This is a genomic window from Candidatus Methanomethylophilaceae archaeon, assembly GCA_017524805.1.
GTDB lineage: Archaea > Thermoplasmatota > Thermoplasmata > Methanomassiliicoccales > Methanomethylophilaceae > Methanoprimaticola.
In genome coordinates this window covers 140,234-160,856 of record JAFXUX010000008.1, presented here as the reverse complement: position 1 = coordinate 160,856, position 20,623 = coordinate 140,234, and the positions used below count along the sequence as shown (strand labels likewise).

The following is a 20,623-nucleotide window of genomic DNA, read 5'->3' as shown; positions in this document are numbered from 1 at the left end:
TCAGAATCTACGAGAAATAGAAACCATCGCCAACAGTTTTATGTGCAATTTCGATACCCAAAACATGAAAGCGGAAACGACGGCGAGACTTTTCCATGCCGCGATATCCATCGCAATCTTCGCCGTTCTGCTGGCTCCGGTAGCGTCGGCCCTCCTTGGAATGGGAAATGCCGAGGGAGAAATCGAAATCTCCACCGGCGCGGAATACGACGTCCAGGAGATGAATGCCGAATGCCTCGCGCTGAACATTTCCGAAGCCGTTCAAGGGCTGCAGGGATGCGTGATAACGTATGGCGAATATTCCGATCCCGTCGATTCCGCAAACGCGCTTCAAGTAGCCAAGAAAGTGATCGAAAGCGGGGCGGTGAAAGCCAGAGTTTTCGATTCGGACGGCAAATTGGCTTCGCAGAAAGCCGTCAGATACTCCGACGCCGTATCGGTGAGGACGGTCATGGACGTCCATCTGCCTGAGGCCATCGCCAGCATATCCGACGCCAGCGCCCATCTGCGCTTCTCCGGATCGGATATTTCCATCCCGGCGATATCATCGACGCGGGAGAACGGAAGCATCCTCCGCCTCGATTTCACCGTCCCCTACGTCATCGCATATGCCGCATTCTCCCTGGGATGCGGGACCACGCTGGAACTGGATCTCAACTATGGCGCCAGCGTTAAAATGAGCGCCGAGATAGAATCCGAGCCGGCCGCGGAAAAGTTCGCGTTCTCCACTTACGGAGTGGATACCGACATAATAAGCGGCATTTCCAAGCAGACGGGGATTCCAGTGCTGTCCTTCATCGGCATAGCGCCGGATTCCGCCGGAAAAATGGGAATTTACGCGGACTACGAGATGTCCGGCGGAGTCCTCAAGATCGACGGGAGGAACGATCCCCCGTCGGCATCCCTCGCAAAATCGCTTGAGAAAAACGGGGAGATCACCATCTCATCCGGAAACGTGTCGACGGTGATCCCGAAGGACTCCTCCGAGGGACTGATAAAAGCCCTCAAAACGCTGGAAACGATGAATGGAGGGCTCCGATGGGCATCCACAGCCCGGCCAGAGGGGCTATCCGCGCAACTTGGGCGCTTATTCTGTACGCCCTGATCCCTTATATCGCAATCATGGTCCTCGAAAATCCCAAAGCCTTCGGCCTCGACTTGGACCTGACAGGGTACAGCATCCAAGGGATATCGGACATCCTGTGGAGATCCGTCATGTTCAGCCCCATAATGGCAGCCGCAGCCTTCGCCATAGGTTACTTCCGGAAAGGCGACGCGAAGCGCATATGGGCGCAGATAGCCGCGCTCATTGTGGGGTACATATGGTTCCTGTTCATCATAAACTTCGGGAACTTGGAAGGGCTCATAACCTCCGGAGACGTTCTGGAGATCGAGGGCGGCAAGGCTAGCCTCAAAATCGGGGTATTCGTCACCGGGATGATCGGGATCGTCGCCGCTCTGAAGCTGCTCAGGATTCCGATCTATTACTGCCAATACAAAGACCACAGGGAGGAATTCCTCGAGATGTATGACCCCAACGGATACGTGACGTACAGGCTGGCCAACGATACCGACGAGGAATACGAGATCCTTGAGAAGGAATCGAGAAGGAGGAGAAGGCGATGGGAATCAACATAGGCATAGGATACGAGGACTCTGAATGCGCCGGATGCGGGGATCTGAGAAGACAGATCATAAGGGTCCGTGTGAAAGAGGGAAGCGGATTGGACGATATCCTGGAGAAGGAAAGGGTGGTGCCCATCGAGAAGGCCATGGAAGCCGTCCAAGACTGGGACGATTTCGCGGAGAGAAACTCCCTGGACCCCAGCGAGGATTTCGTCTACATCAGCAGCCTTAAGAAAGCGGACAGGAAGATTCTGGAGCCTCTCTCGGAGGAATCCGTCAGCGGATGGGCTTCCTTGGAAGGGCTGTCGGCCTCCGACAGGGAGAAAGCCATTTCCGCCGCGGAGGAATCCATGACGGGCTGGGACATGATCTCGTTCGACGATATGTCCGAGATCTGCGGCAAATGCCCGCTCTCATGGGACAAAGGGCGCGGATGCATCGGAGCTTTCGGCCCGGACAATTCCCTTCTCCCGCAGATCGCCGGGAAATATGGCTGCGAAATAGTGGCTTCGGCCCCGGAATCGGCCAAATCCGGACGCAGATTCGCACGCGAGGATGCCGATAAACTCCTGAAAGAGTGCGGAATCCTCAGGGAGAAGCTTCCCGAAGAAGGTAAAATGGCTGTCAGGCGCTACGCGGGGCCCGTCGAAAGGATGGAAGCGGCCGCAAAAGCGTGCATCCACGGACGCTGCGGATTCTATTTCTTCTGAAAGGAATCTCATTCGTACCCATTCAGGCGCATCAGCGCGGAGACCATGCTTGCGACAAGGGATTTTACGCCCTTCATTCCGGAGACGTCGTCCGAATACTGAGGCGAGTTGAGCGCACGCACTATCGGAAGCGGATTGGAGCCGGCCACGATCATGCAGTTGTTTAGCATGAAATCCACCATCTGGTTGAATACCAGCGAGCCTCCCTGATGGGAATGGACCGCGATGGCCCCTCCGACCTTGCCTCTCAATCCCAGATCCCCCTTCTCGAAAACGAGCTGCGCCCTCTCCAGGAAAGTCTGCATGACACTGGGGCACGCTCCCGCATAGGATGGGGCGGCCAGAAGCAAGCCGTCGGCGGCGCGGAGCTTGTTCAGCAGAGGATTGAAGCCATCGTCCTCGTCCATGCATCTGCCGTCGCCGCGTATCTCGCAGGTGAGGCAGACGTTGCAGTTGGCGAACTGGTACTCATAAAGGTGGACGATCTCGAACTCCACCCCTTCCTTCTCGAACTCATCCTGGACCTCGTTCAGAATGTTGCTTGTGTTCCCGAGCGGACGCGGGCTCCCGTTGAGCGCGATGACCTTCATGCCAGCGCATACGGCATTCGATAAAAATAACTGCTGTATCGCAGGCTTTTTTGGCGCATCAAGAATGCGGGTTTAAGTATCAATTTGATATAGGGAACGCAGGAGATTCAATGACCGAGATGCTGAGAATTGCGGACCTCCACGCCGAAGCGGGCGGCAGGGAGATCCTAAAAGGAGTGAACCTGACGGTCGAAGAAGGTGAGACATGCGTTCTGTTCGGGCCGAACGGTTCGGGTAAATCCACGCTCCTTTCCACCATCATGGGCTACAGCACATGCCAAGTGACCGAGGGAAAGATCCTTTTCAAAGGGCAGGACATCACTGGCATGAGCGTGGACGAGCGCGCCAGGCTTGGGATAGGCATGATGATGCAGAGGCCGCCCAACATCTTCGGGGTGAAGCTCGGCGATCTCGTGAAAGCCTCCGCCAAAAACAAAGATGTCTTGGACCAGGCTTCCAACTTCAAGATGGGGGAGTTCTTGGAGAGAGACATCAACGTCGGTTTCTCCGGCGGAGAGATAAAAAGGTCCGAGCTACTCCAGCTTACGGCCCAGAAGCCGGAATTCATACTCCTGGACGAGCCTGAATCGGGCGTCGATCTGGAGAGCATCGACCTCATCGGCAACAAAGTGAAGGATCTGCTCTTCGACTCCGCTTCCGGCTCGGCGAGGCACGTGTCGTCCCTCGTGATTACCCACACGGGACAGATTCTGGATTACATCGGCGCGGACCGCGGCTACGTCATGAAGGAAGGGGTCATCCAGCGCACAGGAAAACCCGCAGACCTCCTGAGGAACATAAAGCAGAACGGCTACGGGGAGTGATTCGATGCCAGGCAGAGATTCGGTTAAAGAGGCCCTGAACAAGAAAGGCGCCTACGGCAAAGACATAGACCTGGAAATGTACGAAGAGGGCTCCAAAGATGCCGACCAGATATCCGATCTGGATAGTTCCGAGTACAAAAGATATATGGAACAGGTCGGGGTGGTGGCGGACGAGATGGCCCGCTCCGGAAGCCTGTTGTTCATCGACAACGGGATGAGCCATTGCAGCCCCAAGATCCAAGAAGGCTTGGAAGTAACGTCCGTCAGCGAGGCGCTCAAGAAACACGATGGCCTGAAAGACTTCATGTGGAACGCCATGGACCCCGCGAAGGACAAATACACCGCCAAGACCTATCTCGAAGATGGGGACGGCTTCTTCGTCCGCGTCAAATCCGGATACCACATCAAGACCCCGATGCAGTCGTGCATGCTTCTGAAGACCAACAGAACGGTCCAGAACGTCCACAACATCATCATCGTGGAGGATGGCGCGTCTCTGGAGATGATCACCGGGTGCACCACCGCCCACCACGCCAACGATTCGCTGCATGTCGGAGTCACCGAGATGTACATCGGCGACGACGCGAACCTCACCTACTCCATGGTCCACAGCTGGGGCAACAAGACCAACGTCCGCCCGAGGACGAAAACCGTCGTCGGGAAGAACTCCAACTACGTCAACAACTACATCCTCCTGAACCCGGTGGGATCCATCCAGAGCTTCCCCGCCGCAGACCTCGCCGAGGGCGCGTCCACCACATACAACACCGTGTGCCTGGCACATGCCGGATCGGACATCGACACCGGAGGGATGGTCAACCTGAACGGATTCGGCAGCAGGGCCGAGATCATGAGCAGAAGCATCTCCATGGGCGGGAAGATGTGCGCCAGAGGCCGCCTCGTAGGCAACGCCCCGGGCGTGAAAGCCCATCTGGAATGCAGAAGCATCATCCTGAAGGACGGCGGATCCACTTTGGCCATACCCGAATTGGAAGCCCACGTAGCGGACGTGGAGATGACCCACGAAGCGGCCGTCGGAAAGATCGCCAGGGATCAGATCGAGTACATAATGTCCAGAGGTCTGGATGAGGACCAAGCCGTCAGCATGATCGTGAAAGGTTTCCTGTCTGGAAGCATCAACGGTCTCCCGGAATCCCTGCAGAAAGATCTGGACACAGCCATAGGGCAGGCCAACCTCGGTAACTGAAGAAAAACGGCGGAAAAATCCGCCAACTTCTTCCAAATTATCCCGGGTGCGCACACTATAAATATCGGTGCCACCCAATCATCTTTTTATGGCAGATAAACAAGCCCCTTTAATGGTTACGTTGGTGGCATTGCTGTACATAGTCCTCGGGATATTGATGGCTCTCGCCGCTTTGGCGCTGCTCCTGTCCATCGTGGCATTAGGCCCGGTTGGCCTAGTGGGATCTGCGATACCTGGAATAGGCGCCCTGATATGCTTCGTAATCGCTCTCGGATTCTTGAAGGGATGGAAAGCTTGGTGGTACCTTGGGCTGATCTTCTCCATCATCGGCATCGTTGTTGGCCTGTTCAGCCTGCCAGCGGGTATCATAGGGATCATCATCAACATCGTGATCATCTACTACCTGTTCAGACCCAACGTGAAATCCTACTTCCTCGACTGAAACTCTTTTGGGGCCTGTGCCCCGCCCTTTTCTCGGAGACAAGAAAATCTTTATCCGCATCCGATGATAGGCCCGCATGGCCGCCGACAGACCTATCGCAGTCACTTTGGTAGCTTGCCTTTATCTTGCTTTGGGAGTCATAACGCTAATCGGAGGCGTCTGGCTCATAGCTGGCCACCACATGTTCTGGGGCCCGATAACTTTGATCTCCTCTCTGATCATAATTCTCATGTCAGTCGGGATCTTCAAGGGCTGGGACGCCATGTGGTACATAGGATTGCTGCTGTCCGTTCTTGGCATCATCGGCGGCATCCTGATGATTCCGGTCCCCATCGTGAACATCATCGGCGTGGCGTCGATACTGATCAACATCCTGACCATTATCTATCTGCTGCGGCCCCATGTGAAAGACTTCTTCTTGGGATGAGAGCGGCTCAGAGCTTGAAATCGGATTGGGAATCGATCACGTGGATGATGTTCCTGTCCGGATCGAAGAACGACGTCTCCACCCCGAACGGAGTGCGCGCGGGATCGGTGACGAACTCCACGCCCTCATCTATTAGGCGGCGATGCGTGCTGAATGGGGAATCCACAGCCAGATAAACGCCGGTGTCTATCCCCGCGGCTGCGGATTCGCACAGAACGATTCTGCAATCCCCTCTGCGCATATAGACGCGGCCGTCTTTCGACCCCAGAATCTGCATCCCAAGCATATCGCGATAGAATTCGGCCGATTTCGAGACATCAGAGACAGGTATGCTGAATGCGAATATGGATTCCGGCAGCCCTTCCACGGTATATTCGAAAAGTCCCCCATGGGGATCCCCGATCGGCATGGCCATTTAATCTCCGGCCCCATATATAAAGCGGAAGCACCTGAAAAAAATTGGTGGCGAGTTTGCCAAACATACAAATCTTTATATACACAACCGATGTACCCTCCTACGTTGCCCTGGTAGTGTAGTGGCCTATCATAAAGCCCTGTCGAGGCTTTGACACGGATTCGAATTCCGTCCAGGGCGCTCATCCTTTTCGAGCGTTTTCTCGATTTTCGCATATTATCGCGTATTTTCTGCGGACATAACACTATTGGTTGCTCTTCATCCGACAGCGATTTCGGTTCATAGGATCAAAAGAGAGCCTTCGCGTTCAAGGTTGGCAAACGCTGGACACAGAAAACCCATAAATATTGGCTGACTCTAACCGAACCCCGTTGCCCTGGTAGTGTAGTGGCCTATCATAAAGCCCTGTCGAGGCTTTGACACGGATTCGAATTCCGTCCAGGGCGCTCATCCTAATTCTTGCGCATTTCTCGGATTGGCTGATCGTTTAGAATAAGACTCCTTGGATCCGAATCAAAGCGCCTTGGACCCGGCATCATAACGTTCCGATCAAAAAGAAGGAAGGGATCGGGGCGCATGACCCCGAAGTTTGGATCCTCGCTCAGAAGAATTTTTCTGGGTGCAGTTTTTCGTAGGCCTCTATGGCCGCGGACATCTGATCCACGTTGTACGGGTTCACATCGATACTGATGTCGGCCGACGCACCGCGCTCTACGCCGGTGAACTCCTTCTTCTCCGCGTCGTAGATGCCTACATGAGTCGTAGCCGAATGGGCAATCTTCTGGCCGAACGGGAGGTATATTGTATCGACGGTGCACTCGCCTCCGCCCGATGCGGTTCCGGCCGTGATCGCAAGCCCGTACGCCTTCGCATAGTATGGGAACGCATTGCCGCAGGAGAAGGAATACGCGCTGGTCAGGATGTAGAACTTGAAGTGCAGTCCGAAGCAATCGTCGGTATCGTACTTCCCATCGCCGTTGGAGTCCACCTGGTAGCTGTACTTGATCACCTGGCCGTTGCTCTCATCCTTGAAGAACAGTTCCGCATAGTTGTTCTTGGATATGAGGGCGAGGATCTTGCCCATGACCATTACGTAACCGCCGCCGTTGAGGCTGTCATCGATGACGACCCTTTCGACGCCGCCCTTGTTCTTCATTTCGTTGAGGTTCTTGACGAACAGATAGTATGCGTCTTTGTTTCTGTCATAATCGTCCATCGGATCCTTGAAATAAGTCGCGATATAGAAATCGTTGAACGAGAAGTATGCGGTCTTTCCGTCGGAGCTGTATCTGACGTCGGTCGAATCCACCTTGTCTCCGGCCTTCTTCAGCTCGGCGTCCCTCTGCGAGGAAAGCAGCTGGTTGAGAGCCAGGCGGTCCCTGTTGAGAGTCTGCAAGTAGCTGTTGCCGGCAAGACCCGCATTTTCGCCGATGTATCTGGACCCGGTGAAACCGGAATGCGCGTCGTTCAGAAGCGAGACAGCCACGCCGTAAGCCGCCGAGCGGACCCTGGGGTTTTCGGACAGGAAATCATCTTCGTACGTGGTGTTGCGGAAGTAATCTCCCATGCTCTTGTATCCGAGCACGCTGGCGAGCCCGTAATAGTTGTCCATCAGGTAGTAGAAAAGGCTCTTGGTGTGCTCGAGGACGTACATCGGAGTCGTATAGGTGACTTCGCCGTCATTCTCCTTTTCGTACTGCTTGAAGGATTCTTCCACGACTTTGTATATAGTCGCGGTGCTCTCGTATTTCCCGAAATCGAATGACATTTCCTTCTGATCTTCCACCGCAAACTCGAACAGTATCTTGTCAGCAGAGGAGTATAGGAACGCCCTGTTGATCTCGTGCTGGGCGTGGACGGAGAGCAGTCCGATCGGATAGTAGACCTTACCGCCATCAACAATGGGGTCCAGGCCGTAACCCTTGAACGAGTACACATACTCCTTATCGGCGTTCTCGAGGTCGGTAGCCTCGTTTTTGACCTGCTCCATCAAGGTGTTCTTGATCTCGTACGGCTTGATCGCTTCGTACGGCCTGCCGTTCCCTGAGATCGTCATGCTCTTGGCATCGATGGTCATGTGGTAGACCTCTTTGCCGCTCTTGTCCTTGATCGTCCACGTAGAGATGTTCCCGCTGGTGGTGACGGCTCCGGTGCAGCCTTCGGTGTAGTCGTCGCTGTACATGCGGGCGAAGTCTTCGAGGGTGATGTACAGAACCTCCTTCTCGCCTTCCACGATTTTGAACTGGAAGTCGCCGTTCTTATATTCCGACAGGGGCTTCGCATCTTCGTAATAGCGGTCGTCAGCTATGTCGTAGGGCAAGTAGGACATGTTGTAGACCCCTACATTTACGGTTTCCAGAGATTTCTTCCCCGCATCACTTTTTTCTCCGGGATGCGTGAGGAACAGTCCGGCCAGGATCGCAAGGATCGCCAGCGCACAGACAATCAATATCATCGAATTCTTATTTCCCATAGCAGTCCGTGGTGGCAATGTTCCTTTAATTTATGTTTGGCAAAAAAGTCCCTCGCTGGCCGCAGAAAATGTCTCTTCGGATAAATTGCCGGGACTCGCCGCGCAACCATGAGAATGCAAACCGATCCTCTCTGCTGGCATCGTTTTTATTGGATTAGAAATTTGACACAAATCGGATAATTCTGACTGAATAGAATTTTATATCAATCCCTTTATGGTAGCACAGACAATTGTTTTCTTAATAACGCAGGTAAAAACATGAACAGAATAATGCTGATACCAATCGCCATCATTGCCATCTGCATGGTGCCGATTCTCGCCGAGGATTCCGAAGCCGCATTCACGGTCACCGACGGGACGGGAATGACTTTCGAATACGCGGAAGCCGAAGACAAGATCATCCTCAACGGATCCGCTACCGCGCTCACCATCGCCGATGCCGGAGCGGTCGACAAAATCGTGGCAGTCGACATGTATTCCACCTACGAATACACTAAATTCGAAGAGCTGAAGGACCTCAGAGCCGAGGATCTCAAAAGCTTCTATGGGACCACCAACCACGAATACATCATCACGACAATAGTGAAGATGGTGGAGAGCGGGAAATTCTCCCTCGACGATACCATCATCCTGACCAGCTATTCCAGCAACCTCGAGCTCCGCGAAAAACTCAGCAAAGAGGGATTCACCAGAATCCTCGTTTGGAATACCATCGAAAGCTATTCCGATCTGGTCAAAATGGTGGAGGACGTTTCGCTGATCGCATCCGGAAGCATCCCGGACTCCATCACTGCGATGAAGAGCAAGATCAAAGCCGTGGAAGACAAAGCGGCCAGTTTCGATGGAACCGACAGACCCAAAGCGCTCTACGTCTGGTATTACAGCAAATCGCTTCAGATCGGCAACACCGGAATCATGAAATCGATGCTGGACGTCTGCAAGGCCAACAACATAGGATATGACCCTTCGAATTCTGCCGCCAGATATGGCGACGTCAATGCCATAACCAAGCTTCTGGAGAACAACAAAGATGCCGTAGTGTTCGTGTCCAACTCATACTTCAGCGCCGGGAAGACTCTAGATGACTTCTACAACGAAGTGTTCTCCGGAGACAGGACCATCAAAGTCATCCCGATGGGCCTCCAGTGGAACAATTGGTGCCCAGAATCTGCTGATGGTCTCACCGAGATCGCCAATGCGCTGTATGCGTCCGAGCCGACGCCCGCTCCTGAACCTGCCCCTGAGCCGAGCGAAGACAAGGGCCTTGGGAAATACATCGTATACGCCGCGGCTGCGATGTCGGCGATCCTTCTCTTAGCCCTTATCGGCCTCTATTTCAAGCTGAAAAAGAACAAGGCCTGAGCGGAACCCAAACACAAGGAGGAGGAGAATGAAAGCTAAGCGCGGAATCGCATCGTCGCTGATTGTGATGGCCATATCTTTGGCCCTCCTCCTCATATTCGTCTTCCTGGACCTTTCCATCGCCGGGAAGGAAATGCTTTCGATCGCCGAAGTCGTGGATGCTCTCCTAGGCCATGGGACGTGGGCCAACGACATCATCGTCAACGGGCACAACGTCCCCCGCATCGTATTCGGCATAGGGATAGGCGCCGGCCTCGCAGTAACCGGAGGCGTGATGCAAGCGGTGTTCAGAAACCCTCTGGCCACGCCTTACATCCTTGGGCTGTCTTCTGGGGCGTCTCTGGGAGCCGCATTGGCCATAATATTCCCGATATCCTTGATCCCGATGGCAATCACCCAGCCGCTGGCCGCCTTCGTTCTGTGCTTCGCGACGATGGTTCTGGTCTACACAATATCGCGCTCCGGAGGAAGCCTGGTGAAAACCGAGACATTGGTCCTCGCCGGAGTCGCTGTCTCGTCTCTGATCTCCGCGCTGGTCTCGTTCCTTACCTACGTCGCGCCCAGCGAGAAGATGGGGAGCATAGTGTTCTGGTCCATGGGAAGCCTCGGAGATGCCGGATGGAATGAGATATGCGTTGCGCTCCCGATAATCTTCATCGGAATCGCTCTGATGCTTACCCAATCCATGAACCTGAACGCGATGATGCTTGGGGATGCCCATGCCATGGACCTGGGCGTCGACGTCAGAAGGACCAGGCTGTTCCTTCTCGTCGTCTCATCCCTCGTCGTTGCCGCTTGCGTATGCTTCGCAGGCACCATAGGATTCGTCGGGCTGGTCATACCGCACATGATAAGGCTGATCCTCGGCCCTGACAACCGCCTGATACTTCCTCTGTCGGCCGTCGGCGGGGGAGCCTTCGTGGTGATGTGCGACTTCATAGCCCATTATGCCGCCCAGTTCTTCGGCGTCCTTCCGATAGGGATAGTCACAGCCATCATCGGAGCGCCGTTCTTCATCTATCTTCTGTGCAGCAGGAAAAAGGAGGTGGGATGGTGAGCGGGAAAATGGATGTCGAAGAACTCAGCTATTCCTACAGGGAGAAGAAAGTCCTCGACAGCATCAGCCTCAGCGTCGGCAAAGGGGAGATACTAGGGATACTCGGCCCGAACGGATGCGGGAAATCTACCCTCCTCAAGAATCTCAACAGAAACCTCTCTCCAGAGCATGGATGCGTCCTCATTGAGGGGGACGACATCGCTGACATGAGAAAGAAGGATATAGCCAAGAAAGTAGCCGTCGTGCCGCAATCCAACGAGATACGCTTCGCATTCACTGTCAGAGAGATCGTGGAGATGGGCAGGATGCCGTTCCAGGAATCTTTGAGAGGCCTCACCTCCGATGACGAGCGCATAATAAAGGAAGCCATGGAGCAGACCGGAATCTCGGACATGGCCGACCGCCACATCAACACCATGAGCGGCGGGGAGAGGCAAAGGGCGATCATCGCCAGGGCCATAGCCCAATCCCCGGACATCATCCTGATGGACGAGCCCACGCTGCATCTCGACATCAACATGCAATTCGAGATCCTGGATCTGATCAGGGACTTATCCCGCGAGAAGGGGCTCACAGTCGTCATAGTGTCCCACGACCTTCCCATGGTCGCCCGCTACTGCGACAGGATGGTTCTCATTCACGACCGCAACATTTTCGCCATGGGCAGGCCCGAAGACATACTCACGGAAGAGAACATGAGAATCGTGTTCGGAATAGACGCCAAATTCGAGAAAGACGAGCGCGGAGCCAATACCGTCAGGCTCTACGGTTCCTTCAAAGGCTGAAACCGACGGAAAGTTCATTTATTGTACGCCGATGGTCGCGCATGCGCTGGATGATCCGCAGCAAAATCCACAGGGCGACCGTCACGGAGGCCCGCCCCGATTACGAGGGCAGCATAACCGTCGATCTGGACCTCCTAGACAGGGTAGGCATATGGGTGGGCGAGAAGGTTCTGGTGGCCGACGTGAACAACGGAAGCCGCTTCGAGACGTATACCCTGCCGGGAGAGCGCGGATCCGGAATCATAGCGCTCAACGGAGCCGCGGCGCACATGTGCGAGATAGGCGACAAGGTCATCATAATGGCTTTCGAGCTCACCAACGATCCGATCCATGCCAAAGTCGTGCTGGTCGACGGCGACAACAAGCCCGTCAGGGACCTGGTATACCGATGTACATAATCTACACCGACGGCGGATCCAGAGGGAACCCAGGGAAGGCTGCGTACGGCGTGGTCGTGACGCTGGACAAGAAAATCATCCGCGAAAAGTCTGAGTTCCTGGGGGTCCGCACCAACAATTACGCCGAATACCGCGGCCTCATCGCCGGGATCAAAGAGGCGCTGGATCTGGGCGCGGAAGAAGCCGAATTCGTCATGGATTCCCAGCTGGTCATAAGGCAGATGACCGGGCAGTACAAGGTGAAATCCCCGGACATGAAGGCGCTGCACGACGATGCCGTGGCGCTGGCATCGCTGATACCTTCCGTGAAATACAGGAACGTCCGCAGGCACGAGGAATTCATCCCGAAAGCGGACGAGCTGGTGAACAGAACCTTGGATTCGAACCGAAGCCTTTTATGAAACCTGAATAACCAACGTTAAATACCGCACGGATTCTCTTGCGGATATGGGAAACGAGATTGCCATCGAAACGGAACATCTCACAAAGACCTATGGCAATTTTACAGCGATCTCAGACATCAACCTGTCCGTTAGAAGGGGTGAATTCATGGGCCTCATGGGCCCGAACGGCGCAGGCAAAAGCACTACGCTCAAAGCCATCACCGGCCTTCTCAGACCCACTTCCGGGACGGTCCGCATCGATGGGATCGACATCAAAGACCACAGGCACGCGATGGAGCATGTGGGCTGCGTCATAGAGACTCCGGACCTCTACCCTTCGTTCTCTCCCGCGGAGATACTAGAGTACATCGGGAAGATATACGGGATGGACAGAACGGAGATCGCCATCAGATCCAGGGACGTCCTGGAGACGATGAAGATGTGGGAATGGAGAGACAAACCGATAAGCGGATTCTCCAAGGGGATGCGCCAGAGGGTCGTCATCGCCCAGGCATTGCTTCCGAACCCGGAGATCATCATACTCGACGAGCCAACATCCGGCCTCGATCCGAGAGGGATGGTCGAGGTGAGGCAGATACTCAAAGGGCTCAAATCCAAGGACAGGACGCTCCTGATAAGCACCCACATCCTGAGCGAGGTCTCCGAGCTGTGCGGCTCCGTCGCGATGATAAGGGACGGCAGGACCATAGCATCCGGCGACGTCAGCACGCTGATCCACAGCAGCGGACATACCGGCGTGGAACTGACCATCTGCACCATCAGGCCCATTCCTGACGATTCGCTGAGGGACATATCCGCGATGGAGGGCGTCTCCTCCGCCGAGCGCAAAGGGAAATGCACGGTATCCATAGGGTTCCAGGGCACCCCGGAGCAGCAAGCCGCGATCGCCAAAGCAGTCTTCGACTCCGGCGCCGGCATGCTCTCGATGAACGAGAGAGGAGCCTCGCTGGAGACTTTCTACATGGAGCTCACGGAAGGTGAGAAACCATGAGCGGCCTGTCGAAAGTGGTCGATTTCTTTTCCTTCGAAAAGACCGTCGAAAAGGGGGAGGCAGCGAGGGCCAGGAATGAAGCGGAAAAGAAGGCGATGGAAGAATCCTTCTACTCGCACGTCGAGGGCGAAACCCAGAGAGAAGGATCCGGCACCTGGAGGAACACGGGATATTACGCCACCGACGAGGAGGCCCACAGGAACGTCAGATACTCGATCAGATCCTCCGCGAACCAGACTCTGACCGTTTTCATGGCCCAGATGAAACTGTTCGCGAAGATGAAATGGACTTACATCCTCCTGTTCATGGCGCTTCTGATACCGATTATTGCCTTGGGGGTGCCGGGATTCGTGAACTTCCTTACGAATTTCGGTTTCAGCGAGGCCTATTCGAACACCCGCATAGCCGGGCTCCTCTTCTTCCTGCCGCTGATGCTCGGTCTGGTGACTTCGGTCATGTGCGGGAAGCAGATGCCTACCGAGTTCAAGGACAGAACAGCCTATCTGAACATCCCGCTGCCGATGTCCCGCGCATCGTTCTATTTCGGGAAGTATCTGGCCGGGTTCGTCATGTGCGTCGGGGTGTTCATGTTCGCGTACAGCATGGCGATCATCACCGTCATCACGAAATACGACACCATATTCGCGGACCTCATCCTCGAATCCCTGCTTCTCACGGTCATCGGCATCCTGGCGTACTCCGCTACCGCTTACTGCCTAGGATGCTTCACCAAAAAGGGATCGTCGATATTGCCGTTCGCAGTCATGAGCTTCATAATTCCGTTCGCCGCGATGATCATATGCACCCAGTTCAACGATTATACCCTGACCCTGCTCCCGTTCTTCCTCGGCGAAGCCGCGCTGGGGATACTCGGAGCGCCCATGTCCGGATCTGTGGGAATGATAGCCATAGCGTTCATGGACCTCTCATCGGTGTGGACAATGATAGCCGTGGGGATCGCATGGGCGATTGCGATGCTTGCGATCGGATACTACAGAATCAGCAGGAGGGAGATGTGATGGAAAGGAAGATAGCAGCCGCAATCGCTTTGGCGGTATTACTGGCGTCATCGTTCGTTCCCGCGCTGTCCGATGAAGCTTCGGCCGACGGGGGAACCGTGAGGATATCGAACTCCTACGCCGGCTATTACAGGACAACGTACGACCTCGCGCTTGAGAAGACTTCGAACGAGATGTTCTTCAAAGAGAGCAGCGCCGACAAACTGTCCCAGATGAGCAGGATACTCGACGGGGACCACAAGGGCACTGTGCCCGAGGAGGATTCCGATTTCCGCGTGGGCGAGCCCATCAGAGTCTATTGCATCTCTGACGACGTTTTCATCTTCATGCAGCTGAAGTACACGGATGAAAGGGGCATCATACAGGTCATACCCGAAGTCTTCTATTCCCCCTGGGGAGCCGATTTCCTCGTGAAAGCCGGTGATTCGTTCACGTTCTGCGTGACGAAAGCGGTCGACAACAACGGCCACGAAATCTGCTGCTACGTCGATGACCCCGAAGACCTCCATTACTACGACTTCGAAGCCAAAAAATGGGTCTCCAACACCTATCGCGGAAGCGTGAAGACGACTCAGGAGTTCACATTCAACACCGAGAGCTACGAAAAGGATCCGGTGATCTATGTGGACGTGACCTACGAGGAAAACGGGTTCAGCCAGCCCGAAGGCTCTTCGCTGCTTTATGCGGCCCTGTTCGCATCGATCACGATACTGATATTCGCGGTTCTCGTGTACGCGAGCCTCAAACCCAAATGGTCCAAATGAACGCTTTCAGGGGGAGGGACATCCCCTCCCCACCAAAAGCGACCGAAAATGGGGCTGCACCCCCGTCAAAAACGTTTTCCCGCTATTTCTGAGGGCAGATCCTCCGTTTTCACGAGCTTCTGCTCGCCGGAGGTCATATCTCTGAGGGTCACGGAGCCGCTTTCCATCTCTTTCGCCCCCACTATGACGGCATACTTCGCCCTCACCGCCGAGGCGTACTTCAGAGCTTTGGCCATCTTGCGCCCCATTATGTCGATGTCGGCGGATATCCCAGCGGAACGGAGGGATGCCACGATCTCCGCGGCTTTGAGCCTCATGTCATCGGAGACGGACAGAACGTAAGCATCGATGCCTTTGGGCTCATAGACCTGCCCCTCCTTCTCTGCGGCGAGTAGGATCCTGTCGAACCCTACGGCGAATCCCGTGGAGAATACCTTCTCCCCTCCGAAAAGCTCGGAGAGAGTGTAGGATCCGCCTCCGCAGATCTGCTTCTCGGCACCCAGAGAGGGAGCTTCGGCCTCGAAGACCATGCCTGTGTAATAATCGAGCCCGCGGACCACGCCCAGATCTATCTCCACATCCTTCACCCCAGAGGCGGAAAGATAGGATACGACCTGCCTGAGATAATCTCCGGCTTCGCCCGGGACTTTGTCGAGAACCTCTACGCCGCCGACGGTTTCGGTCAGTTCGAAAAGCGCATCTATGTCCGCGGAAGACGCTCCGATACCCTCCAAAAGCGGGCGAGCCTCATCATACAGTTTTTTGTCCAATTTCTGCAGGACTTCAGCGGTGTTCTCTTTGGGTACGCCGATATCGGCTATCCTCTGCCTGAGAACTCCGATGTGCCCGATGCGGATCCTGTAATCCTTAAGGCCGAACGACTTGATCATCTCGGAGGCCATCGAAATCACTTCGGCGTCGGTCTCGGGGGTGTCGCTGCCGATAAGCTCCGCGCCGAACTGGAAGAACTCCCTGTATCTTCCGCTCTGCGGCCTCTCATATCTGAAACACTGCCCGAAATAGAATATTTTAATAGGCTTGGGCTCATTAGCCATTCCATTAACGAACATCCGTATCGCAGGCGCCGTCATCTCCGGACGGAGAGCGATGTCGCGCCCGCCTTTGTCCTTGAACGCATAGAGCTCCTTCAGAACGTTGGGGCCTGATCTGAGGATGAATAACTCCGCATCTTCGAAAATGGGGGTTTCGACCTCCCTGAATCCGAAATTCCCTGCGACACGCCTGAGTCTGCCCTCATAGAATCTGCGTTTCTCCATCTCATCGGGAAGGAAATCCCTGGTACCACGCGGACACTGAATCATATCCCTGCGAAAGCGAAGATACTTTATATAATAGCGTCGAAATATGAGATTGCTCTTGTCTAAATACAAAATTGTATAATGCAATAGTATTTATTTAAATAAGATAACATCCAAAAAACAAAATCCAAATTAGGATTTAAAATTTATATACCAAATGAATGATACATGAATGGAAGAGGATGGGAATGACTCGCAACGAAAGCCCGGCTGAAACCATTTATAGCAATGAAAAAAATGATCCGGCGGATTCGCACCCCAAGATAGAATCCAAATCTGAAGCCATAGAGATGGTGAAGGGTATGCTGGATTCCTACGGAATACCTTACAAAATCTCCAAAGGAGCGGCAATCGTGGAGACTGTCAAGCCCTGCAGGATTCGCCAGCAGATACGCATCCACTCTGACGTGGCAGTGGTCTTGACCTCCAGAAGGCTGGACAAGATGCCATCTTCCGAATACATCAACGATTTGAATTCGAAAACCGAGATCGGAGCGTACTACATAGACGGAAACAACCTCGTGTATCGCAACTATGCGTACTTAGATGGGCAATTCGATGAGAAGCTGGCGATAATCCTGGCGGATGGGAAGAGAAAGTCGATCGAATTCTCCTTCGAAAGGAACGAGGGAGGCATCGTTTATGGATGAGCCTGAAGGCTCCGAGATGGTGTCCTTCCCCTCGGCCTTCATGACGGCGGATGAAGCCAAAAAAAGCCTCCTGATGGATACGTACGAAGATTCGAGCTTCGAATGGCAGAGCAGCAAGACGTTCCTGTCCAAACTATCGGAGTTCGATCCTGAGAATCCTAAAGGGTGCGGGGGAGCGGTCATGTACGTCCATGAGGGCAAGATCTTCGTGGACAACGATTGCACCCACACCCTCCTGTCCTCCGCTACGGGTGTCGGGAAAACCCAACTGTTCCTGCTTCCATCCGCGTTCTCGTGCATAATATCCGGGGAGTCGGCGTTCATCATCGATCCTAAGGAAGAATGCCGGACGAGGCTGAAACCCATATGCGACAGGCTGGGAATTGAAAACGTGGTTTTGGATCTGAGGCGCCCGGCGGAATCGAACGCCGTCCATCTGCTGAAAGAAAGCTACCTGAAATACAGGTCCGGAGAAAAAGGGAAATCCGAAGCCATATGCGACATCGAAAAGATGGCTCTGAGCCTGATACCAGACGAAGAAAGCCGCTCCAACGACAAGTATTGGACCCAATGCTCCAGATCGGCTCTGTGCGGATCGATCGTAATGCTCTTCGAGACTTACGACAACATCCAAAAAATCAATTTCTCATCGGCCGCCGTGCTGGTAGGGAAGGTCTTCGACGACGGTTCGGAAGAGAACAGGTACGTCAAAAACCTCCCCGACGACTCGTACATCAACCAATGCTTCATTCCCCTCATAAGAAACGCCGACACCACGGCGAAAAGCGTATACGGATCGTTCAGGGGATACATGGCGAAGTTCTCCTCCAACAAGGAGCTCAACAAGCTCATGTTCACCGATGAGAGCGAAATATTCGACATGGGGGACAGACAGAAGGTCATCTTTCTGATTATGCCGGACGATTCGGGGGCATATTTCAGCATCGCCTCGCTGATAACCAGCATGCTCATCCAGAGGCTCTACGAGAGATCCTCCCGGGAACCTAATTGCGCGCTGCCGGTGAGATGCAACATCCTCCTCGACGAATTCGGGGTAATCCCGCCGATACCCGACGTCGACGTGTATCTGAGCACCAGCAGGTCGAGGAACATCCGCTGGATGATGTGTATCCAATCTTTCTCCCAGCTGAACTCCAGATACTGCGACAAGGCCGGGGCCATACTCGGGAACGTATCCAACCTGATGTTCATGTACAGCCAAGAGATCGGAACCTTGGACATGATGCAGAAACTGCTCGGGAAAACCGATGAGGGCGAGCCCTTGATGTCCATCTCTGAGCTCCAATCGATCCCGTTCGGCAGAGCCGTGGTCATAAGGAAGCGCATGAAACCATTCATCACGTTCCTGGATCGCGTCGTCGATTCCCTTTGCCCGATTCCCGCCGATCCTCCGAAAATGATCGTCCGCAGACAGGAGAAGGAAGAGAAAGAGGAAAAGAAGATTGAAAAGAAGGTTGAAGAGAGAAAGCGGTCGATTATAGAGGTTGAAGAGGAGGAGCCAGACCACGAGGTAATGCTCGAAGGCTTGGAGAAGCTGTTCGGAAATGTGTTCGTGGAAGACGAGGAGCAGCCTCCGGAACTGGATTTCGAACGCAGACACAACGCCGAAGCCATCATCGAAATGGCGGCAGAGTCTTTGGATATAGAAATCCGGAAACCAAAAAAAGTCAAGGCATCGGAGGAGAAAGCGAAGAAGGTCGGAGAACTGTACGATTCCGATTCCACTATGATCGAGAACGGCGCCTACATGCTGCTCATGACGGCCGTCCTGTTCAAAAAGAGGGGCGGTGCGGTCGATGCGCTCAGCAGAAGGGTAGCGATGGGATTGGAGACGAAGAAATCCTCCGAGGCTATGAGCATGACGAGGGATGCGCTTTCCATCATCGACAACAAGACCTACAAAAAGCTCTCATCCAGAGCGAGAAAAGTTATTAGGTGAGGGGAGCCCCCTCACTTATTAAGAGAAGGCGTTTGCCTTCTGTTTTATTCGTCGTCTTCGTCGAAAACCGCCCCGCACTTGGGGCATCTCTTCGCGTTGGCGGGGACTTTGCTCCCGCACTCGGTGCAGACGAACACATCGGTGCTTACATCTACGGTCCCGTCCTCGTGGCGGATCTCCGCTTCGGTATCCTCGTCGAACTCCTTCCCGCACTTGGGGCAGACCGTCGCGTCAGCGGTTATCTCGCATCCGCATTCGGAACATACGAAACGGTCCTTCTTCTTGGGCTTCATCTCCTCGGGGACATCGATGTATGTGCCGCATTTCCTGCAGTTCACCTCTCCGGGCAGGACTATGGCGCCGCAATTCTTGCATCTGCCATAACCCTGGGGATACAGGCGGCCTTCCTCCTCCATCTTCTCGCGGGTCTTGCCGATGCTCCTCCTCATGAGAGCCGAGAAAATCAGGATCACAAAGAACATCGACGCGATGTATGCGGTCGTGTACGCAGACCCTACGAAGCATATCTTCATCATGTCGCCGTCGGAGATCCCGGTATCGTATGCGAACTGCAGATAATTCTTCTTGTCCTCATCGACGTATACCTTGAGCATGTAGAATTTGCCGCTTTCGAGGTCCAATTTCGCTGTGCCTCTATACGAACCGTCGGCATTCTTGACCAATTGAATATCGTTGAACGTCGTCGTATCTTTATTCGTCAGACGTATGGCGCCGAACGATATTCCGCTTATCGGACCATAATCGATGCCGGGCTTGAATTCCTTGTCTTCAACCGGCACCAGTGTCATGACCAAAGTACCTGTGGATTCGTCATAAGATACATCCTTGACGTATTTTCCATCGACATCTATGGTGTCTTTCAGATCATGGTTGACGCCCATATATCCGAACGTCCCAACCAGGAGCGACAATACGATGAAGATCACTCCGATCAAAGCTTTCACTTTGACTGAATTGACTCCAAGAAGATGTGGGACCATATACAGGATGATGGCCACCACCAGGAAACCTAAGCAAGCCGTGGACGCGAATCCCATCGCCTCAAGTATGAGCGCGACAGCGATCGCGATTATTATCGCCACGATCTGCTTGGTGTTGAGGGCAGACAGGTCCTCTTTGAGGCTCGTCTTGCCCACCGCTGCTTCTGCCATGGGATGCGCTATCTGTTTTCTCTTAATA

At 54.1% G+C, this 20,623-nt stretch carries 22 protein-coding genes and 2 tRNA genes; 19 read left to right on the top strand and 5 right to left on the bottom strand.

Annotation, left to right across the window (positions count from 1 at the left end; all coding sequences use genetic code 11):
• Positions 1–64: 64 nt before the first annotated feature.
• From IKP20_02630 to IKP20_02620, 3 genes are read left to right on the top strand one after another with little or no spacing between them, the layout of a single operon-like run.
• Complete coding sequence (locus tag IKP20_02630) at positions 65–1,105, top strand: hypothetical protein (protein MBR4503853.1); 1,041 nt, start codon at positions 65–67, stop codon at positions 1,103–1,105.
• Positions 1,106–1,122: 17 nt separating this feature from the next.
• Positions 1,123–1,638 (top strand): hypothetical protein, encoded by a 516-nt coding sequence (locus IKP20_02625; protein MBR4503852.1) that lies wholly within the window; start codon positions 1,123–1,125, stop codon positions 1,636–1,638.
• The gene (locus tag IKP20_02620; GenBank protein ID MBR4503851.1) at positions 1,623–2,336 is read left to right on the top strand and encodes a hypothetical protein; all 714 of its coding nucleotides are present in this window, start codon (positions 1,623–1,625) and stop codon (positions 2,334–2,336) included. Before IKP20_02625 ends, IKP20_02620 begins: the two co-directional genes overlap by 16 nt.
• Positions 2,337–2,344: 8 nt before the next feature.
• On the opposite strand, the gene IKP20_02615 is transcribed toward IKP20_02620, so the two are convergent.
• Positions 2,345–2,926 (bottom strand): flavodoxin family protein, encoded by a 582-nt coding sequence (locus IKP20_02615; protein MBR4503850.1) that lies wholly within the window; start codon positions 2,924–2,926, stop codon positions 2,345–2,347.
• 119 nt (positions 2,927–3,045) lie between these two features.
• Here IKP20_02615 and IKP20_02610 point away from each other — a divergent pair, with 119 nt between their 5' ends.
• The 4 genes from IKP20_02610 (at position 3,046) to IKP20_02595 (ending at position 5,826) form a co-directional block, all read left to right on the top strand.
• The gene (locus tag IKP20_02610; protein ID MBR4503849.1) at positions 3,046–3,750 is read left to right on the top strand and encodes an ABC transporter ATP-binding protein; all 705 of its coding nucleotides are present in this window, start codon (positions 3,046–3,048) and stop codon (positions 3,748–3,750) included.
• A 4-nt stretch (positions 3,751–3,754) separates the two neighbouring features.
• Positions 3,755–4,957 (top strand): SufD family Fe-S cluster assembly protein, encoded by a 1,203-nt coding sequence (locus IKP20_02605; GenBank protein ID MBR4503848.1) that lies wholly within the window; start codon positions 3,755–3,757, stop codon positions 4,955–4,957.
• A 112-nt stretch (positions 4,958–5,069) separates the two neighbouring features.
• Positions 5,070–5,399, top strand: a complete 330-nt coding sequence (locus IKP20_02600) for a hypothetical protein (protein ID MBR4503847.1) — start codon at positions 5,070–5,072, stop codon at positions 5,397–5,399.
• Between the two features lie 76 nt (positions 5,400–5,475).
• Positions 5,476–5,826 (top strand): hypothetical protein, encoded by a 351-nt coding sequence (locus tag IKP20_02595; GenBank protein ID MBR4503846.1) that lies wholly within the window; start codon positions 5,476–5,478, stop codon positions 5,824–5,826.
• Between the two features lie 7 nt (positions 5,827–5,833).
• On the opposite strand, the gene IKP20_02590 is transcribed toward IKP20_02595, so the two are convergent.
• The gene (locus tag IKP20_02590; protein ID MBR4503845.1) at positions 5,834–6,235 is read right to left on the bottom strand and encodes a VOC family protein; all 402 of its coding nucleotides are present in this window, start codon (positions 6,233–6,235) and stop codon (positions 5,834–5,836) included.
• Positions 6,236–6,348: 113 nt separating this feature from the next.
• Here IKP20_02590 and IKP20_02585 point away from each other — a divergent pair.
• Both IKP20_02585 and IKP20_02580 read left to right on the top strand, forming a co-directional pair.
• Positions 6,349–6,421, top strand: a tRNA-Asp gene (locus tag IKP20_02585).
• Between the two features lie 193 nt (positions 6,422–6,614).
• Positions 6,615–6,687 (top strand) — tRNA-Asp (locus IKP20_02580).
• 155 nt (positions 6,688–6,842) lie between these two features.
• Here IKP20_02580 and IKP20_02575 read toward each other — a convergent pair.
• On the bottom strand, positions 6,843–8,714 hold the full coding sequence (locus tag IKP20_02575; GenBank protein ID MBR4503844.1) for a hypothetical protein: 1,872 nt from the start codon (positions 8,712–8,714) through the stop codon (positions 6,843–6,845).
• Positions 8,715–8,972: 258 nt separating this feature from the next.
• Between IKP20_02575 and IKP20_02570 the strand changes: the two genes are divergently transcribed.
• From IKP20_02570 to IKP20_02535, 8 genes are all read left to right on the top strand, one after another.
• Positions 8,973–10,076 (top strand): ABC transporter substrate-binding protein, encoded by a 1,104-nt coding sequence (locus tag IKP20_02570; protein ID MBR4503843.1) that lies wholly within the window; start codon positions 8,973–8,975, stop codon positions 10,074–10,076.
• Between the two features lie 73 nt (positions 10,077–10,149).
• The gene (locus tag IKP20_02565; protein ID MBR4503842.1) at positions 10,150–11,133 is read left to right on the top strand and encodes an iron ABC transporter permease; all 984 of its coding nucleotides are present in this window, start codon (positions 10,150–10,152) and stop codon (positions 11,131–11,133) included.
• 8 nt (positions 11,134–11,141) lie between these two features.
• Positions 11,142–11,918 carry an ABC transporter ATP-binding protein gene (locus IKP20_02560; protein MBR4503841.1) on the top strand — a complete coding sequence of 259 codons (777 nt, stop codon included), beginning with the start codon at positions 11,142–11,144 and terminating at the stop codon, positions 11,916–11,918.
• 50 nt (positions 11,919–11,968) lie between these two features.
• Positions 11,969–12,316, top strand: coding sequence for an aspartate 1-decarboxylase (locus IKP20_02555; GenBank protein MBR4503840.1), 348 nt, complete (start codon positions 11,969–11,971; stop codon positions 12,314–12,316).
• Positions 12,307–12,717, top strand: a complete 411-nt coding sequence (locus tag IKP20_02550) for a ribonuclease HI family protein (GenBank protein ID MBR4503839.1) — start codon at positions 12,307–12,309, stop codon at positions 12,715–12,717. The genes IKP20_02555 and IKP20_02550 overlap by 10 nt, the downstream gene beginning before the upstream one ends.
• A gap of 46 nt (positions 12,718–12,763) precedes the next feature.
• The gene (locus IKP20_02545; GenBank protein ID MBR4503838.1) at positions 12,764–13,711 is read left to right on the top strand and encodes an ABC transporter ATP-binding protein; all 948 of its coding nucleotides are present in this window, start codon (positions 12,764–12,766) and stop codon (positions 13,709–13,711) included.
• Positions 13,708–14,730, top strand: coding sequence for an ABC transporter permease (locus IKP20_02540; GenBank protein ID MBR4503837.1), 1,023 nt, complete (start codon positions 13,708–13,710; stop codon positions 14,728–14,730). The genes IKP20_02545 and IKP20_02540 overlap by 4 nt, the downstream gene beginning before the upstream one ends.
• A complete protein-coding gene (locus IKP20_02535; protein ID MBR4503836.1) occupies positions 14,730–15,494 on the top strand; it encodes a hypothetical protein in 765 nt (254 codons plus the stop codon). Before IKP20_02540 ends, IKP20_02535 begins: the two co-directional genes overlap by 1 nt.
• A gap of 65 nt (positions 15,495–15,559) precedes the next feature.
• Here the strand turns inward: IKP20_02535 and IKP20_02530 are convergent, their stop codons facing one another.
• Positions 15,560–16,816 (bottom strand): histidine--tRNA ligase, encoded by a 1,257-nt coding sequence (locus tag IKP20_02530; protein ID MBR4503835.1) that lies wholly within the window; start codon positions 16,814–16,816, stop codon positions 15,560–15,562.
• Between the two features lie 158 nt (positions 16,817–16,974).
• Here IKP20_02530 and IKP20_02525 point away from each other — a divergent pair, with 158 nt between their 5' ends.
• Positions 16,975–17,463, top strand: coding sequence for a hypothetical protein (locus IKP20_02525; GenBank protein MBR4503834.1), 489 nt, complete (start codon positions 16,975–16,977; stop codon positions 17,461–17,463).
• On the top strand, positions 17,456–19,423 hold the full coding sequence (locus IKP20_02520) for a type IV secretory system conjugative DNA transfer family protein (GenBank protein MBR4503833.1): 1,968 nt from the start codon (positions 17,456–17,458) through the stop codon (positions 19,421–19,423). Before IKP20_02525 ends, IKP20_02520 begins: the two co-directional genes overlap by 8 nt.
• Before the next feature lie 44 nt (positions 19,424–19,467).
• Here the strand turns inward: IKP20_02520 and IKP20_02515 are convergent, their stop codons facing one another.
• Positions 19,468–20,595 carry a zinc-ribbon domain-containing protein gene (locus IKP20_02515; protein MBR4503832.1) on the bottom strand — a complete coding sequence of 376 codons (1,128 nt, stop codon included), beginning with the start codon at positions 20,593–20,595 and terminating at the stop codon, positions 19,468–19,470.
• Between the last annotated feature and the right edge of the window lie 28 nt (positions 20,596–20,623).

Excerpts from the sequence above, each read along its gene's own strand:
- IKP20_02630 (MBR4503853.1), top strand. The coding sequence starts at position 65 with ATGAAAGCGGAAACGACGGCGAGACTTTTCCATGCCGCGATATCCATC.
- IKP20_02625 (MBR4503852.1), top strand. The coding sequence starts at position 1,123 with ATGGTCCTCGAAAATCCCAAAGCCTTCGGCCTCGACTTGGACCTGACA.
- IKP20_02620 (MBR4503851.1), top strand. The coding sequence starts at position 1,623 with ATGGGAATCAACATAGGCATAGGATACGAGGACTCTGAATGCGCCGGA.
- IKP20_02615 (MBR4503850.1), bottom strand. The coding sequence starts at position 2,926 with ATGAAGGTCATCGCGCTCAACGGGAGCCCGCGTCCGCTCGGGAACACA.
- IKP20_02610 (MBR4503849.1), top strand. The coding sequence starts at position 3,046 with ATGCTGAGAATTGCGGACCTCCACGCCGAAGCGGGCGGCAGGGAGATC.
- IKP20_02605 (MBR4503848.1), top strand. The coding sequence starts at position 3,755 with ATGCCAGGCAGAGATTCGGTTAAAGAGGCCCTGAACAAGAAAGGCGCC.
- IKP20_02600 (MBR4503847.1), top strand. The coding sequence starts at position 5,070 with ATGGTTACGTTGGTGGCATTGCTGTACATAGTCCTCGGGATATTGATG.
- IKP20_02595 (MBR4503846.1), top strand. The coding sequence starts at position 5,476 with ATGGCCGCCGACAGACCTATCGCAGTCACTTTGGTAGCTTGCCTTTAT.
- IKP20_02590 (MBR4503845.1), bottom strand. The coding sequence starts at position 6,235 with ATGCCGATCGGGGATCCCCATGGGGGACTTTTCGAATATACCGTGGAA.
- IKP20_02575 (MBR4503844.1), bottom strand. The coding sequence starts at position 8,714 with ATGGGAAATAAGAATTCGATGATATTGATTGTCTGTGCGCTGGCGATC.
- IKP20_02570 (MBR4503843.1), top strand. The coding sequence starts at position 8,973 with ATGAACAGAATAATGCTGATACCAATCGCCATCATTGCCATCTGCATG.
- IKP20_02560 (MBR4503841.1), top strand. The coding sequence starts at position 11,142 with ATGGATGTCGAAGAACTCAGCTATTCCTACAGGGAGAAGAAAGTCCTC.
- IKP20_02555 (MBR4503840.1), top strand. The coding sequence starts at position 11,969 with ATGATCCGCAGCAAAATCCACAGGGCGACCGTCACGGAGGCCCGCCCC.
- IKP20_02550 (MBR4503839.1), top strand. The coding sequence starts at position 12,307 with ATGTACATAATCTACACCGACGGCGGATCCAGAGGGAACCCAGGGAAG.
- IKP20_02545 (MBR4503838.1), top strand. The coding sequence starts at position 12,764 with ATGGGAAACGAGATTGCCATCGAAACGGAACATCTCACAAAGACCTAT.
- IKP20_02540 (MBR4503837.1), top strand. The coding sequence starts at position 13,708 with ATGAGCGGCCTGTCGAAAGTGGTCGATTTCTTTTCCTTCGAAAAGACC.
- IKP20_02535 (MBR4503836.1), top strand. The coding sequence starts at position 14,730 with ATGGAAAGGAAGATAGCAGCCGCAATCGCTTTGGCGGTATTACTGGCG.
- IKP20_02530 (MBR4503835.1), bottom strand. The coding sequence starts at position 16,816 with ATGATTCAGTGTCCGCGTGGTACCAGGGATTTCCTTCCCGATGAGATG.
- IKP20_02525 (MBR4503834.1), top strand. The coding sequence starts at position 16,975 with ATGATACATGAATGGAAGAGGATGGGAATGACTCGCAACGAAAGCCCG.
- IKP20_02520 (MBR4503833.1), top strand. The coding sequence starts at position 17,456 with ATGGATGAGCCTGAAGGCTCCGAGATGGTGTCCTTCCCCTCGGCCTTC.
- IKP20_02515 (MBR4503832.1), bottom strand. The coding sequence starts at position 20,595 with ATGGCAGAAGCAGCGGTGGGCAAGACGAGCCTCAAAGAGGACCTGTCT.